General features: G+C 59.5%; 10 protein-coding genes. 7 read left to right on the forward strand and 3 right to left on the reverse strand.

Annotated features, from left to right (window positions below; all coding sequences use genetic code 11):
- Positions 1–327: 327 nt before the first annotated feature.
- Entirely contained in the window at positions 328–591 is a 264-nt protein-coding gene (locus tag EJA71_RS16255; RefSeq protein ID WP_008083190.1) for a hypothetical protein, read from the forward strand.
- Between the two features lie 126 nt (positions 592–717).
- On the opposite strand, the gene EJA71_RS16260 is transcribed toward EJA71_RS16255, so the two are convergent.
- Together EJA71_RS16260 and EJA71_RS16265 are read right to left on the reverse strand one after the other, a co-directional pair.
- Complete coding sequence (locus EJA71_RS16260; RefSeq protein ID WP_122594743.1) at positions 718–1,821, reverse strand: GlxA family transcriptional regulator; 1,104 nt, start codon at positions 1,819–1,821, stop codon at positions 718–720.
- 515 nt (positions 1,822–2,336) lie between these two features.
- A complete protein-coding gene (locus EJA71_RS16265; RefSeq protein ID WP_158958440.1) occupies positions 2,337–3,713 on the reverse strand; it encodes an L-serine ammonia-lyase in 1,377 nt (458 codons plus the stop codon).
- A gap of 436 nt (positions 3,714–4,149) precedes the next feature.
- Here EJA71_RS16265 and EJA71_RS16270 point away from each other — a divergent pair, with 436 nt between their 5' ends.
- The 3 genes from EJA71_RS16270 (at position 4,150) to choV (ending at position 7,184) form a co-directional block, all read left to right on the forward strand.
- Complete coding sequence (locus EJA71_RS16270) at positions 4,150–5,097, forward strand: choline ABC transporter substrate-binding protein (protein ID WP_008085762.1); 948 nt, start codon at positions 4,150–4,152, stop codon at positions 5,095–5,097.
- 66 nt (positions 5,098–5,163) lie between these two features.
- Positions 5,164–6,009, forward strand: a complete 846-nt coding sequence (choW, locus tag EJA71_RS16275; RefSeq protein WP_008085763.1) for a choline ABC transporter permease subunit — start codon at positions 5,164–5,166, stop codon at positions 6,007–6,009.
- Entirely contained in the window at positions 6,006–7,184 is a 1,179-nt protein-coding gene (gene choV / locus EJA71_RS16280) for a choline ABC transporter ATP-binding protein (RefSeq protein ID WP_158958442.1), read from the forward strand. The genes choW and choV overlap by 4 nt, the downstream gene beginning before the upstream one ends.
- 83 nt (positions 7,185–7,267) lie before the next feature.
- Here choV and EJA71_RS16285 read toward each other — a convergent pair whose 3' ends face one another.
- A complete protein-coding gene (locus EJA71_RS16285; protein ID WP_256671763.1) occupies positions 7,268–9,208 on the reverse strand; it encodes a BCCT family transporter in 1,941 nt (646 codons plus the stop codon).
- 486 nt (positions 9,209–9,694) lie between these two features.
- Here EJA71_RS16285 and betI point away from each other — a divergent pair, with 486 nt between their 5' ends.
- The 3 genes from betI (at position 9,695) to betA (ending at position 13,746) form a co-directional block, all read left to right on the forward strand.
- Positions 9,695–10,288, forward strand: a complete 594-nt coding sequence (gene betI / locus EJA71_RS16290) for a transcriptional regulator BetI (protein WP_038363121.1) — start codon at positions 9,695–9,697, stop codon at positions 10,286–10,288.
- Between the two features lie 88 nt (positions 10,289–10,376).
- Complete coding sequence (gene betB, locus EJA71_RS16295) at positions 10,377–11,849, forward strand: betaine-aldehyde dehydrogenase (protein ID WP_093429885.1); 1,473 nt, start codon at positions 10,377–10,379, stop codon at positions 11,847–11,849.
- A gap of 193 nt (positions 11,850–12,042) precedes the next feature.
- Positions 12,043–13,746: a choline dehydrogenase gene (gene betA / locus EJA71_RS16300; RefSeq protein WP_158958446.1), complete on the forward strand. Its 1,704-nt coding sequence runs from the start codon at positions 12,043–12,045 to the stop codon at positions 13,744–13,746.
- The last annotated feature ends 268 nt before the right edge of the window (positions 13,747–14,014 follow it).

Consider the following 14,014-nt stretch of genomic DNA (forward strand, 5'->3'; position numbering starts at 1 on the left):
CCTTCGGCAGCTCCTACATTGGAATGCGTTCCCTGTAGGAGCTGCCGAAGGCTGCGATCTTTGCTTTTATAAGCAGGCAAAAAAAGCCCCGATGCAAGCCGTGACAGGATCGGGGCGCAAGCTACTGTTGAGGAGCTGCCGTGCGAGGGTGACCAAACCTTCGTGAAGCGAGCTTGCGCCAGTGTGCCCACTCCCATTTCGATCGAGTTAGCCGAAAACGACCTGTTCATAGTCGTCCCAGCCACACAGACAAAACGCCCTTGCCGTGCCCCGCCCAGCCTTACAGAATCAAACCACGACCTCCGATGCCACAGAAGGATTTGCGTGATGATGTACGCCGATTTGATTGACCAGGAAGATCTGTTGGGCCAGCTCAAAGCGTTGGGCATTCAAGTCCCGAGTGGCACGACCGCCGAACAGGCCTGCGAGTGCGCGGTGCGCGGTCTGGATAATGTTCGTGCGTTTGAACTGCGCAAGATGGTCAAGGACATGTACACCAGCGGCGCCAGCATCCAGCCGGCGGTGCGTCAGGCGATCGACAAGCAGTTGTTGCCGGCATTGGCCGATTACCAGCAAAGCCATAGCGCCTGACGCTGACCACCGGATCGTTTCCCACGCTCTGCGTGGGAATGCCTCAACGGACGCTCCGCGTTCGGCCTTTTGGGACGCAGAGCGTCCCGGGCTGCGTTCCCACGCAGAGCGTGGGAACGATCCTCATCAGAGCCTTACGCTGGCAAACGTCGACTCATTGCGCGCCTGACTCAACGCCGACATCGGCCCTGACAGCGGCGACATCACGATCGCCTGTGGCAGCGGCAACATCGCCACTTGCTGGGCGGTGTTGGAGCCTACGCGTTCGTCACGCGGCGGAATGCCGAAGTATTCGCGGTAGCACTTGGAGAAGTGCGGCGTCGAGACGAAACCACACACCGACGCCACTTCGATGATCGACATCGGCGTCTGCTTGAGTAATTGCCGGGCGCGGATCAGGCGCAGCTTCAAGTAGTAACGCGAAGGCGAGCAGTGCAGGTACTTCTGGAACAACCGCTCCAGCTGTCGACGCGACACGGCGACGTACACCGCCAGTTCGTCGAGGTCGATTGGCTCCTCGAGGTTGGCTTCCATCAGCGCAACGATTTCCTGCAGTTTCGGCTGGTTGGTGCCGAGCATGTGCTTGAGCGGCACGCGCTGGTGATCCTGTTCGTTGCGGATGCGCTCGTAGACGAACATTTCCGAGATCGCGGCGGACAGCTCACGGCCATGATCGCGACTGATCAGGTGCAGCATCATGTCCAGCGGCGCGGTGCCGCCGGAGCTGGTGAAACGGTTGCGGTCGAGGGTGAACAACCGCGTACTCATGGCCACGCGCGGGAAAGCTTCCTGCATCGCCGCCAGACATTCCCAGTGCACGCTGCAATCGAAACCGTCGAGCAGGCCGGCGCAGGCCAGTGCCCAACTGCCGGTGCACACGGCGCCGAGGCGCTTGGACTGGCGTGCCTGGCTTTGCAGCCACGAGACGTGTTCACGGGTCACGGTGCGTTGAATGCCGATGCCGCCGCAGACAATCACGGTGTCCAGTGGCGGGGCTTTGTGCATGGAAGCGTCGGGAGTGATTTGCAGACCGTCACTGGCCCACACCTGGCCGCCATCGACGGTGAGGGTGCTCCAGCGATACAGCTCGCGACCGGACAATTGGTTGGCCATGCGCAGGGGTTCTACGGCGGAGGCCAGAGAAATCAGCGTGAAATTGTCCAGCAGCAGAAAGCCGATGGATTGAGGCGCACGGTTCTGGGGTTGGGCCCCGGAGTTGAACGACGTCATCGCGGTATCTCCTCACACAAAGCGGGTGATGGCCTCAGGCGGAGGCTCTTGTTATTGCCATCGTTCTCGCGTGGGAGACGGGCTTTGTTATGACAGAGCAATTGCCATGCCTAAAATTGGATGGCCGTTCAATAACTCCTGAAAACGACCTCTCGACGTGTCTATACGAGACATCCGACGAAAGGTATTTCGAAGTGCCATCAGCGGAGTAGAAAGCCGTGCTCCAGCCTCTGTGAGCAGATCGGTAGCACTTGTGGGAACTGGCCTGCGCGCAGTTTGCGGGGAGTGTCACCGCAAGCACGGGTGACGGACGGTAGGAGGCGTGAATGGCCTGTAACAGGTGGGAAAGACTCTTATCTGTTTGCGACGCGCTAAAAGGTGGCGTGATTGATCATGCGTGTTCACTTGATGAGCAATTTTGACTGGTCTGACGCTATCGCGAGCAGGCTCACTCCTACATTTGGAATGCGCTCCCCTGTAGGAGTGAACCTGCTCGCGATTAGGCCGATGCGGTCTCAGCATTCAACAGCGCTGACCGCCAACCCACCCCGCGAGGTCTCTTTATATTTGTCATGCATGTCGGCGCCGGTATCGCGCATGGTACGGATCACCCGATCCAGCGAAATAAAGTGCTGACCATCGCCACGCAACGCCATCTGCGCCGCGTTGATCGCCTTCACTGCCGCAATTGCATTGCGCTCGATGCACGGTACTTGCACCAAACCGCCGACCGGATCGCAGGTCAGCCCCAGGTTGTGTTCCAGGCCAATCTCCGCCGCGTTGCACAGTTGCTCAGGTGTGGCGCCGAGAATCTCCGCCAGCCCAGCCGCCGCCATCGCGCACGCCGAACCGACTTCGCCCTGGCAGCCGACTTCGGCGCCGGAGATCGAAGCATTCTTCTTACACAGAATCCCCACCGCCGCCGCACCGAGGAAATAATCGACCACGTTGGCGTCCGTCACCGCTTCGCTGAACTTCATGAAGTAGTGCAACACCGCCGGAATGATCCCCGCCGCGCCATTGGTCGGCGCCGTGACCATGCGCCCGCCCGCTGCGTTCTCTTCATTCACCGCCAACGCAAACAGGTTGACCCACTCCATCGCACTGAGCGTCGAGCCGATCACATTGGGCTTGCCCAACTCCTGCAGACTGCGATGCAACTTCGCCGCACGTCGCCGCACATTCAACCCGCCGGGCAGGATGCCTTCGTGTTTGAGGCCCTGCTCGACGCAATCCTGCATCGCCCGCCACAGCTTCATCAGCCCGGCGCGGATCTCTTCTTCACTGCGCCAGACCTTCTCATTGGCCATCATCAATTCGGCAACGCGCAGGTTGTTCTTTTTGCACAAATCCAGCAGCTCAACCGCACTGGAAAACTCATAAGGCAATTCAGTGCGATCCAGATCGACCACACCGCTGGACGCCTGCGCTTCATCCACGACAAAGCCGCCACCGACCGAATAGTAGGTGTCGCGATGCAACTCAGCGTGATCGCCCTCGGCAACAATGGTCATCGCATTGGGGTGGAATGGCAGGTTCTCATCGATCAGGCGCATGTCCCGTTCCCAGACGAAAGGCACCTCCAGGCGACCATCGAGTAAAAGTGTGTGAGTTTCACGCAGTGCCTGAATGCGTGGGCCGATTTGCGACGGGTCGATTGCGTCGGGCCACTCGCCCATCAAACCCATGATCACCGCGTTGTCGCTACCGTGACCAATACCGGTGGCCGACAGCGATCCGAACAATTGCACTTCTATACGACGCACCTGTTCCAGTTGGTGCTTGTCCCGCAGCGACTCGACAAACAACGCCGCCGCACGCATCGGCCCGACGGTGTGGGAACTGGAAGGGCCGATGCCGATTTTGAACAGGTCGAAAACGCTGATAGCCATTGCTGCAGAGCTCCTGAGGATGCCGGTCCGGGACGCAAAAGCGCCCGCTGGCGGAGCTGCTACGCTCAAGCTGCGATCCGCCGGAATGCCCGCATCATCAGGCTTTTGTCGGGGAGCACGGCGTCTGACACCGACGCACTCATGTCCACCAGCGCCGCGCCGTTTTCACCCCGGTTTTCACCGTTTTCATGCGGTTCAGATGGCCAATCGGGGCGAAAAAAAGCTGTAAACGACGTCACTGACACTGGATACGACCATCCCTGTACTGGATACGACCCCCCCTGTAGGCGTCAGATTTTCACTGGTACATGATCGTTATGACTCGATTGCAAGGCGCCGTGACAGAGCTGTCTCCAGAACGCCATCCAACCGCAACCTATAAGTGCGGTGGTCCACAGTCGGAACACTGCCAAAAAAAACACCAAGGAGTCCATCCATGAAAGGTTCCCCGTCGTTGTTGTTGGCCGCCATGCTGAGTCTGCCGTTACTGGCGCAAGCCGCAGAACCGGCGCAATGCAGTACCGTTAATTTCTCCGATGTCGGCTGGACCGACATCACCGCGACCACCGCGACCACCTCCGTCGTGCTCAACGCCCTCGGCTACAAGACCAAAACCACCATGATCTCCGTGCCCGTGACCTACAAGTCGCTGGCCGACGGCAAGAACATGGACGTGTTCCTCGGCAACTGGATGCCGACCATGGAAAACGACATCAAGGCCTACCGCGACGCCGGCACCGTGGAAACCGTGCGCACCAACCTCAAGGGCGCCAAGTACACCCTCGCCGTGCCGCAAGCCTTGTATGACAAAGGTCTGCATGACTTCGCCGACATCGCCAAATTCAAGAAAGAACTCGACGGCAAAATCTACGGCATCGAGCCTGGCAACGACGGTAACCGTCTGATCCAGAGCATGATCGACAAGGACGCCTTCGGCCTCAAAACCGCCGGTTTCAAAGTCGTCGAATCGTCGGAAGCGGGCATGCTCTCGCAAGTGGATCGCGCGCAGAAACGCGACACCGCCGTGGTGTTCCTCGGCTGGGCGCCGCACCCGATGAACAAGCGCTTCAAGATTCAATACCTGACCGGTGGCGATGATTTCTTCGGCCCTGATTTCGGTGCTGCGACCGTGGCGACCAACACCCGCAAGGGTTACGCCGAGGAATGCAGCAACGTGGGTCAGTTGCTGAAGAATCTGGAGTTCAACGTCGACATGGAAAGTGAACTGATGGGCAACATCCTCGACGACAAGATGAAGCCCGACGCGGCCGCCAAGGCCTGGCTGAAAAAGAATCCACAGGTGCTCGATACCTGGCTCGCTGGCGTGACCACCATTGACGGTAAACCAGGCCTGGAGGCCGTGAAAGCCAAGCTGAATCAGTAATCGCTTATGCCGAGGGAGCTTGCTCCCTCGGGCTGTTTATTTCCTTGCATGCGGACGTTCACTACCATGCTGATTGATCAGAAAATACCTTTAGGCCAGTACATCGCGGGCTTCGTTGAATGGTTGACGCAACACGGCGCCAACACCTTCGACGCAATCGCCGTGACCCTGGAAACGATGATCCACGGCGTGACGTTTGCGCTGACCTGGTTCAACCCTTTTGTCTTGATCGGCCTCATCGCCCTGCTCGCGCATTTCATCCAGCGCAAATGGGGATTGACCGTTTTCGTCATTGCTTCCTTTCTGCTGATCCTCAATCTGGGGTACTGGCAGGAAACCATGGAAACCCTCGCCCAGGTGCTGTTCGCGACCCTGGTCTGCGTGGTCATCGGCGTGCCGTTGGGTATCGTCGCCGCGCACAAACCGATGTTCTACACCTTAATGCGTCCGGTGCTCGATCTGATGCAGACCGTACCGACCTTCGTTTACCTCATTCCTACCCTGACCCTCTTCGGGCTGGGTGTGGTGCCGGGCCTGATCTCTACGGTGGTGTTCGCCATCGCTGCGCCGATCCGCCTGACCTACCTGGGCATCCGCGATGTCCCGCAAGAACTGATGGACGCCGGCAAAGCCTTCGGCTGCTCGCGTCGTCAATTGCTCTCACGGATCGAACTGCCTCATGCCATGCCGAGCATCGCGGCCGGCATCACCCAGTGCATCATGCTGTCGCTGTCGATGGTGGTGATCGCGGCACTGGTAGGCGCCGACGGACTCGGCAAACCGGTGGTCAACGCACTGAACACTGCTGATATCGCCCTGGGCTTCGAAGCGGGCCTGGCGATCGTACTGCTGGCGATCATGCTCGACCGTATCTGCAAACAACCCGACGCCAAAGTAGGGGGTGACGCATGAGCATAATTCGCTTCGAAGACGTAGACGTAATCTTCTCCAAGGATCCACGCGAGGCACTCAAGCTGCTGGATCAGGGCATGACCCGCAACGAAATCCTGAAGAAAACCGGACAGATCGTCGGCGTGGAAAAAGCCACGCTGGACATCAACAAGGGCGAAATCTGCGTGTTGATGGGCCTGTCCGGTTCGGGCAAGTCGAGCCTGCTGCGCTGCATCAACGGCCTCAACACCGTGAGCCGTGGCAAGCTGTTCGTCGAGCATGAAGGCAAACAGATCGACATCGCCTCGTGCACCCCGGCCGAACTGAAAATGATGCGCACCCAACGCATCGCCATGGTCTTCCAGAAATTCGCCCTGATGCCGTGGCTGACGGTGCGCGAGAACATCAGTTTCGGTCTGGAAATGCAGGGTCGCCCGGAAAAGGAACGCCGCAAGCTGGTCGATGAAAAACTCGAACTGGTCGGCCTGACCCAATGGCGCAACAAGAAGCCTGACGAACTCTCTGGCGGCATGCAGCAGCGCGTCGGTCTGGCGCGGGCGCTGGCGATGGACGCTGACATCCTGTTGATGGACGAACCGTTCTCGGCACTCGATCCGCTGATCCGTCAGGGTCTGCAAGATGAACTGCTGGAACTGCAACGCAAGCTGAACAAGACCATTGTCTTCGTCAGCCACGACCTCGACGAGGCGCTCAAATTGGGTAGCCGCATCGCGATCATGAAGGACGGCCGGATCATCCAGTACAGCGTGCCGGAAGAGATCGTGCTGAACCCGGCGGACGACTATGTGCGCACGTTTGTCGCGCACACCAATCCGCTCAACGTGCTCTGCGGCCGCAGCCTGATGCGCACGCTGGATAACTGCAAACGCATCAACGGTTCGGTGTGCCTCGATCCGGGGGGCGATTCCTGGCTGGATCTGGCCGAAGGCAACACCATCAAAGGCGCACGGCAGAACGGTTCGGTGCTGAACCTGCAGAACTGGGCACCGGGGCAAGCGGTGGAAGGCCTGGAGCGTAAACCGACGCTGGTGGATTCGAATATCGGCATGCGTGACGCCTTGCAGATTCGTTATCAGACCGGCAACAAACTGGTGCTGCACGATAACAATCATGTGGTGGGGATCTTGGGCGACAGTGAGCTGTATCACGCGTTGCTGGGCAAGAACCTGGGCTAAGAACCCCAGACACAAAAACGCCGCGAGAGGATCGCGGCGTGATCGCAAAAGGGGCTCAATCGAGCCCCTTTTGATTTAGCGGTTTAGCTATACACCCGGCCAAGGAGCTGCCGATGGCTTTCAAACTGATCGAGCACATCCCGCGTGATCTGATCCTGCGTGAAGCCCATCAGGTCGTAATCCTGGCTGCCGTTGTGCAAATACACTTCAGCGCGGTAGTAACGCTGGCGCGCTTCATCGGACTCGACCGATTCAGTCGGCGTCGCCAGGTAGCCGTCCAGGCTGACTTCGTAGACGAAAGGGTTGCCCTCTTCCATCTCGACGCGCACGCCCATGCAGCGCTTGGATTTACCCAACAGCGTCTGCACTTCCAGACCCTGCGCACGCATCTGCGCGGTGGCATCTTCCAGCGCCGGGCTGACCTGCTTGTCCATGAAACGCTGCACCACCGATTGGCTCGGCTGCAGATCCAGTTGCGTCAGACGCTCGCTGAAACCACGACGACCGCGCTCCGCCAGTTGCGCTTGCTCCTGTTCGATCTGCACGTCCTGGCGCATCGCCTTGTGCAGGCCGAACATGAAGCAGATCAACACCACCGAGAACGGCAGACCGGCGAGCACCACCATGGTTTGCATCGCTTCGAAGTTACCGGCAAACAGCAGACCGATGGTCACCAGGGTGATCACCACCGACCAGAAGATCCGCAGCCAGTGCGGCGCGTCTTCGTCGACGTTGCCGCCCTTGCAGGACAGATTCGCCATCATCACCGCGCCAGAGTCGGCCGGGGTCAGGAACAGCACGAAGCCAACAAAGATCGACACACCGATGACGACTTTCGACGCCGGGTAGTGTTCAAGCAATTGATAGATGGCCATCGACGGCTGTTCCAGCGCCGTCTTGCCAAGCTCCACCGCCCCCTGGTTCATCACCAGATCCAGGGCCGAGTTACCGAAGATCGACAGCCAGGCCAACGTGAAGCCCAGCGGAATCAGCAATACGCCGGCGACCAGTTCACGCACGGACCGACCACGGGAAATACGCGCGATGAACATGCCAACGAATGGGGCCCAGGAAATCCACCACGCCCAGTAGAACAGAGTCCACAGGCCCAACCAGCGGTCGGACTTGGCGCTGTCGCCTTCATAGACGTACAGGTCGAAAGTCTTCAGCACCACGCCGTTGAGGTAGTCACCGATGTTCTGCACGAAGCCGTTGAGCAGGTGCAGGGTCGGGCCGAACAGCAGCACGAAAATCAGCAGACCGCTGAACAGCACGATGTTCAGATTGGACAGACGACGGATGCCGTTTTCCACGCCGGAGACGGCAGCGATGGTCGCCACGGTGCTCATCACGATGATCACGATCAACAGGTTGGTGTTGCTGTGTTCCATGCCGAAGAGGTTTTCCAGGCCCGACGACACTTGCAGCGAACCAATCCCCAGGTTCGTCACCAGACCCAGCAGGGTCACGAACATGCCGAAGCCGTCCACCGCGTGACCGGCCGCGCCTTTGACCCAACGCTCGCCGACCAGCGGATACAGCGCCGAACGCAGGGCCAGCGGCTGGTTATGACGATAAGCAAAGTACGCCACGGCCAGACCGACCAGTGCGTAGATCGCCCAGCCGTGCAGGCCCCAGTGCAGGAACGTCAGTTGTACTGCCTGACGCGCGGCCATGTTGCTGGCCGAGGCGCCTTCCGGCGGATTGAAGTAGTGATCCAGTGGCTCGGACGCGCCGAAGTACAGCAGCGAAATACCGATACCCGACGAGAACAGCATCCCCGCCCAGGCGCCGTAACTGAAATCCGGGGTGTCATCCTTGCTGCCCAGTTTGAGTTTGCCGTACGAGGAAAACGCCAGACCGACGACGAATACCAGATAGGCGGCGATCACCACCATGTAGTACCAGCCGAAGCTGCGCGACAACCAGGCCTGAGCGATACCCAACAGTCTGCCGGCCTCTTGCGGGGCGATAATCAGAATGGCGGTCAACAACAGAATCAGCGCGGTAGAGGTGTAAAACACCCAACCGTTGACCGTCACCTTCTCGGGCGGGGTCTTTATAAGCGAGGCAGAACTCATGGCACAAATGCTCCAGGCAGTGCGAGAGAAGAACACAAGGCAACACGGAACCCGACCAATCGGTTAGTTGGCAGCCGACCGGCGGGTGATATAAAGACACCCCGAAAAAAGCCCGAACCTGCCGAAATGGCGCTGCGAATCGCTTTCGTGGCCGAAGGTGGACGGACGTTCATCCGAAACCTGGCCCTGAGCGTCTTGCCCTTTCAACACGTCCATCGAATCGCGAACCGCGCCATGCCCCACGCAGGTTTCGAGCATTTTCGGATGTCGGTTTTATCGCCACTTACATGTAGGAAAAATCTGTAGGCAGCGACGATTTGTCGCAGAGCTTATTCTTTGTTGATTGAACGTTCAATCAAAACAAAATAGACTGGCCCTCAATCCGATAGGCGTTATTCGCCGCTCGGAAGGCCTAAGGAGATGTGCAAGATGCCCAAGGTCGGTATGCAACCCATCCGCCGCCAACAACTGATCGAAGCCACTTTGCAGGCGGTCGATCAGGTCGGAATGGGGGACGCCAGCATTGCGCTGATCGCCCGTTTGGCCGGTGTCTCGAATGGCATCATCAGTCATTACTTTCAGGACAAGAACGGCCTGATTGCCGCCACGATGCGGTATCTGATGACCGCCCTCAGCGAGAGCGTCACCGCGCGCCGTCAGGCGCTGGCAGATGACAGCCCACGGGCGCATCTGCAGGTGATCATCGAAGGCAACTTCGACGCCAGCCAGGTCAATGGCCCGGCAATGAAAACCTGGCTGGCCTTTTGGGCCACCAGCATGCACCAGCCGTCTTTGCACAGGTTGCAGCGGATCAACGATCACCGTCTGTATTCCAACCTGTGCTGCGAGTTCCGCCGCGTGTTGCCGCTCGAAGATGCGCGCAGCGCAGCGCGAGGCCTGGCAGCGTTGATTGACGGCTTGTGGTTGCGCGGCGCTTTGTCGGGAGACGCTTTCGACACGGCGCAGGCGCAACAGATCGCTTACGAATACATGGATTTCCAATTGGCCAAGAAGGTGAGCTAGAGCACACAGAAAACGCTCGGCCCCTGAACGCCACCGCAGCCTCACCGCGGTGGTCAACGCCAACCACTAATGCACTTGCGAGGACACTATGGCCCGTTTCGAACTGCAAAAACTTTACATCGATGGCGCGTACTCTGACGCCGGCAGCGATGCCACCTTCGAAGCCATCAACCCGGCTAACGGTGAAGTCCTCGCACAGGTGCAACGTGCGACCAAGGAAGACGTCGAGCGCGCCGTGGTCAGCGCTGAAAAGGGCCAGAAAATCTGGGCCGCGATGACCGCCATGGAGCGTTCGCGCATCCTGCGTCGCGCCGTCGACATCCTGCGCGAGCGCAACGATGAACTGGCCGCGCTGGAAACCCTGGACACCGGTAAATCCTTCTCCGAAACCAAGTACGTCGACATCGTTACCGGCGCCGACGTGCTGGAATACTACGCAGGCCTGGTGCCGGCGATCGAAGGCGAGCAGATTCCACTGCGTGACACTTCCTTCGTCTATACCCGTCGCGAGCCGCTGGGCGTTGTCGCCGGTATCGGCGCGTGGAACTACCCGATCCAGATCGCGCTGTGGAAATCTGCTCCAGCGCTGGCTGCCGGTAACGCAATGATCTTCAAGCCAAGCGAAGTCACTTCGCTGACCACCCTGAAACTGGCCGAGATCTACACCGAAGCCGGCGTTCCAAACGGTGTGTTCAACGTACTGACCGGCAGCGGCCGTGAAGTCGGCACTTGGCTGACCGAGCACCCGCGCATCGAAAAAATCTCCTTCACCGGCGGCACCGACACTGGCAAGAAAGTAATGGCCAGCGCTTCGGCTTCGTCGCTGAAAGACGTGACCATGGAACTGGGCGGCAAGTCCCCGCTGATCATCTGCGACGACGCCGATCTGGATCGCGCTGCCGACACCGCGATGATGGCCAACTTCTACAGCTCCGGTCAGGTCTGCACCAACGGCACTCGCGTGTTCGTTCCGGCGCACCTGAAAGCCGCCTTCGAAGCCAAGATCGTTGAGCGCGTTGCACGCATCCGCGTTGGCAACCCGGAAGACGAAAACACCAACTTCGGCCCGCTGGTCAGCTTCGCGCACATGGAAAGCGTGCTCGGCTACATCGCCAAGGGTAAAGAGCAAGGCGCTCGCGTGCTGTGCGGCGGCGATCGTCTGACCGACGGCGAATTCGCCAAAGGCGCATTCGTGGCTCCAACCGTGTTCACCGATTGCACCGACGACATGACCATCGTTCGTGAAGAAATCTTTGGCCCAGTGATGGCGATCCTCTCCTACGAAACCGAAGAAGAAGTGATCCGCCGCGCCAACGACACCGACTTCGGCCTGGCCGCCGGTATCGTCACCAAAGATCTGAACCGCGCGCACCGCGTGATTCATCAACTGGAAGCCGGTATCTGCTGGATCAACGCCTGGGGCGAGTCCGACGCAAAAATGCCGGTCGGCGGTTACAAGCAGTCGGGTGTTGGTCGTGAGAACGGGATCAGCTCGCTGAACAACTTCACCCGCATCAAATCGGTACAGGTCGAGCTGGGCGATTACGTCTCGGTGTTCTAACCCGAGATTTGCATTGCCCGCGAAGGCCTCTTCGCTGGCAAGCCAGCTCCCACAGGTTTGGGGTCGTCCATCAAATCTGTGGCAGCCCCCAATCTTTGTGGGAGCTGCGGTTCGACGGCTCGACTTGCCAGCGATTCGAGTGCGCAGCACTCGCCGAGGTCAGACCTGACCATATCTAAAGAGGGTGCATTCAATGTCCCAAGAATTCGATTACATCATCATCGGTGCCGGCTCGGCCGGTAACACCCTGGCGACCCGTCTGACTGAAGACGCCGGCGTCACCGTTCTGCTGCTCGAAGCAGGCGGCCCTGACTATCGTCTCGACTTCCGCACGCAAATGCCGGCTGCACTGGCGTTTCCGCTGCAAGGTCGTCGTTACAACTGGGCTTACGAAACCGACGCCGAGCCACACATGGATGGCCGCCGGATGGAATGCGGTCGCGGCAAAGGCCTCGGCGGTTCTTCGCTGATCAACGGCATGTGCTACATCCGCGGCAACGCGATGGACTACGACGGCTGGGCGAAACTGCCAGGCCTGGAAAACTGGTCGTACCTCGACTGCCTGCCGTACTTCCGCAAAGCCGAAACCCGCGACATCGGCCCGAACGATTACCACGGTGGCGAAGGCCCGGTCAGCGTGACCACGCCGAAGGCCGGCAATAATCCGCTGTTCCACGCCATGGTTGAAGCTGGCGTGCAAGCCGGTTACCCGCGCACCGAAGACTTGAACGGTTATCAACAGGAAGGCTTCGGCCCGATGGACCGCACCGTGACGCCAAACGGCCGTCGTGCTTCCACCGCCCGTGGCTACCTCGACACCGCCAAGAAGCGCTCGACCCTGACCATTGTCACCCACGCCCTGACCGACAAGATTCTGTTTGAAGGCAAGCGTGCGGTCGGCGTGCGTTACCTGGTCGGCGATGCTGAAGAGCGCGTTGAAGTCAAAGCACGCAAGGAAGTTCTGCTGTGCTCCGGCGCCATCGCTTCGCCGCAGATTCTGCAGCGTTCCGGTGTCGGCCCGGCCGAACTGCTGAAGTCGCTCGATATCCCGGTCGTTCACGATCTGCCGGGCGTCGGTGAAAACCTGCAGGATCACCTTGAGCTGTACCTGCAATACGCGTGCACTCAGCCAGTTTCGCTGTACCCGTCGCTGCTCTGGTACAACCAGCCGGCCATCGGTGCCGAATGGCTGTTCAACGGCACCGGCATCGGCGCCAGCAACCAGTTCGAAGCCGGCGGTTTCATCCGTTCGCGTCCGGAATTCGAATGGCCGAACATCCAGTACCACTTCCTGCCGGTGGCGATTAACTACAACGGCAGCAACGGTGTGAAAGAGCACGGTTTCCAGGCGCACATGGGTTCCATGCGCTCACCAAGCCGTGGTCGCATCCAGGCCAAGTCGAAAGACCCGCGCCAGCACCCGAGCATCCTGTTCAACTACATGGCCACCGAGCAGGACTGGCAGGAATTTCGCGACGGCATCCGCCTGACCCGTGAAATCATGCAGCAGCCGGCACTTGATCAATACCGTGGCCGCGAAATCAGCCCGGGCATCGAAGTGCAAACCGATGAGCAACTCGACAAGTTCATCCGCGAGCACGCCGAAACCGCGTTCCACCCGTCCTGCTCGTGCAAGATGGGCACCGACGAGATGGCTGTGGTCGATGGCGAAGGTCGCGTGCACGGCATGCAGAGCCTGCGTGTGGTCGATGCCTCGATCATGCCGATCATCACCACAGGTAACCTGAACGCGCCGACGATCATGATCGCCGAGAAAATCGCCGACAAGATCCGTGGCCGCCAGCCGCTGCCACGCAGCACCGCGCCGTACTACGTCGCGGGCGATGCACCGGTCAAGGGCAAGCCTATGCGTGATATCACCCCGGCTGCTCAGTAAAACCGTAACACCGCGTCACGGCTAATCGCTGGCAAGCCAGCTCCCACAGGGTTTTGCGTCGTTCACACATAATGTGTTCAGCAAAAAACCTGTGGGAGCCTGGCTTGCCAGCGATGGGGCCCTCACATTCAGCACAAATTCCCCCGCTGCACAGTAAATCCCCCTACACCCCCTCTTCACTTGATCCTACCCCCACGCAGGCCTACTCTAGACCTCGCGCAACCGTTTCACACCCTCCCCGCCGCCGCTCTACCGCTTCCCCCTGACA

Origin of the sequence: Pseudomonas sp. PB106 (assembly GCF_009764645.1) — a bacterium.
Classification (GTDB): domain Bacteria; phylum Pseudomonadota; class Gammaproteobacteria; order Pseudomonadales; family Pseudomonadaceae; genus Aquipseudomonas.

What these genes read in the sequence shown, in the direction of transcription:
- EJA71_RS16255 (WP_008083190.1), top strand. Translation starts at nt 328, where the DNA reads ATGATGTACGCCGATTTGATTGACCAGGAAGATCTGTTGGGCCAGCTC.
- EJA71_RS16260 (WP_122594743.1), bottom strand. Translation starts at nt 1,821, where the DNA reads ATGACGTCGTTCAACTCCGGGGCCCAACCCCAGAACCGTGCGCCTCAA.
- EJA71_RS16265 (WP_158958440.1), bottom strand. Translation starts at nt 3,713, where the DNA reads ATGGCTATCAGCGTTTTCGACCTGTTCAAAATCGGCATCGGCCCTTCC.
- EJA71_RS16270 (WP_008085762.1), top strand. Translation starts at nt 4,150, where the DNA reads ATGAAAGGTTCCCCGTCGTTGTTGTTGGCCGCCATGCTGAGTCTGCCG.
- choW (WP_008085763.1), top strand. Translation starts at nt 5,164, where the DNA reads ATGCTGATTGATCAGAAAATACCTTTAGGCCAGTACATCGCGGGCTTC.
- choV (WP_158958442.1), top strand. Translation starts at nt 6,006, where the DNA reads ATGAGCATAATTCGCTTCGAAGACGTAGACGTAATCTTCTCCAAGGAT.
- betI (WP_038363121.1), top strand. Translation starts at nt 9,695, where the DNA reads ATGCCCAAGGTCGGTATGCAACCCATCCGCCGCCAACAACTGATCGAA.
- betB (WP_093429885.1), top strand. Translation starts at nt 10,377, where the DNA reads ATGGCCCGTTTCGAACTGCAAAAACTTTACATCGATGGCGCGTACTCT.
- betA (WP_158958446.1), top strand. Translation starts at nt 12,043, where the DNA reads ATGTCCCAAGAATTCGATTACATCATCATCGGTGCCGGCTCGGCCGGT.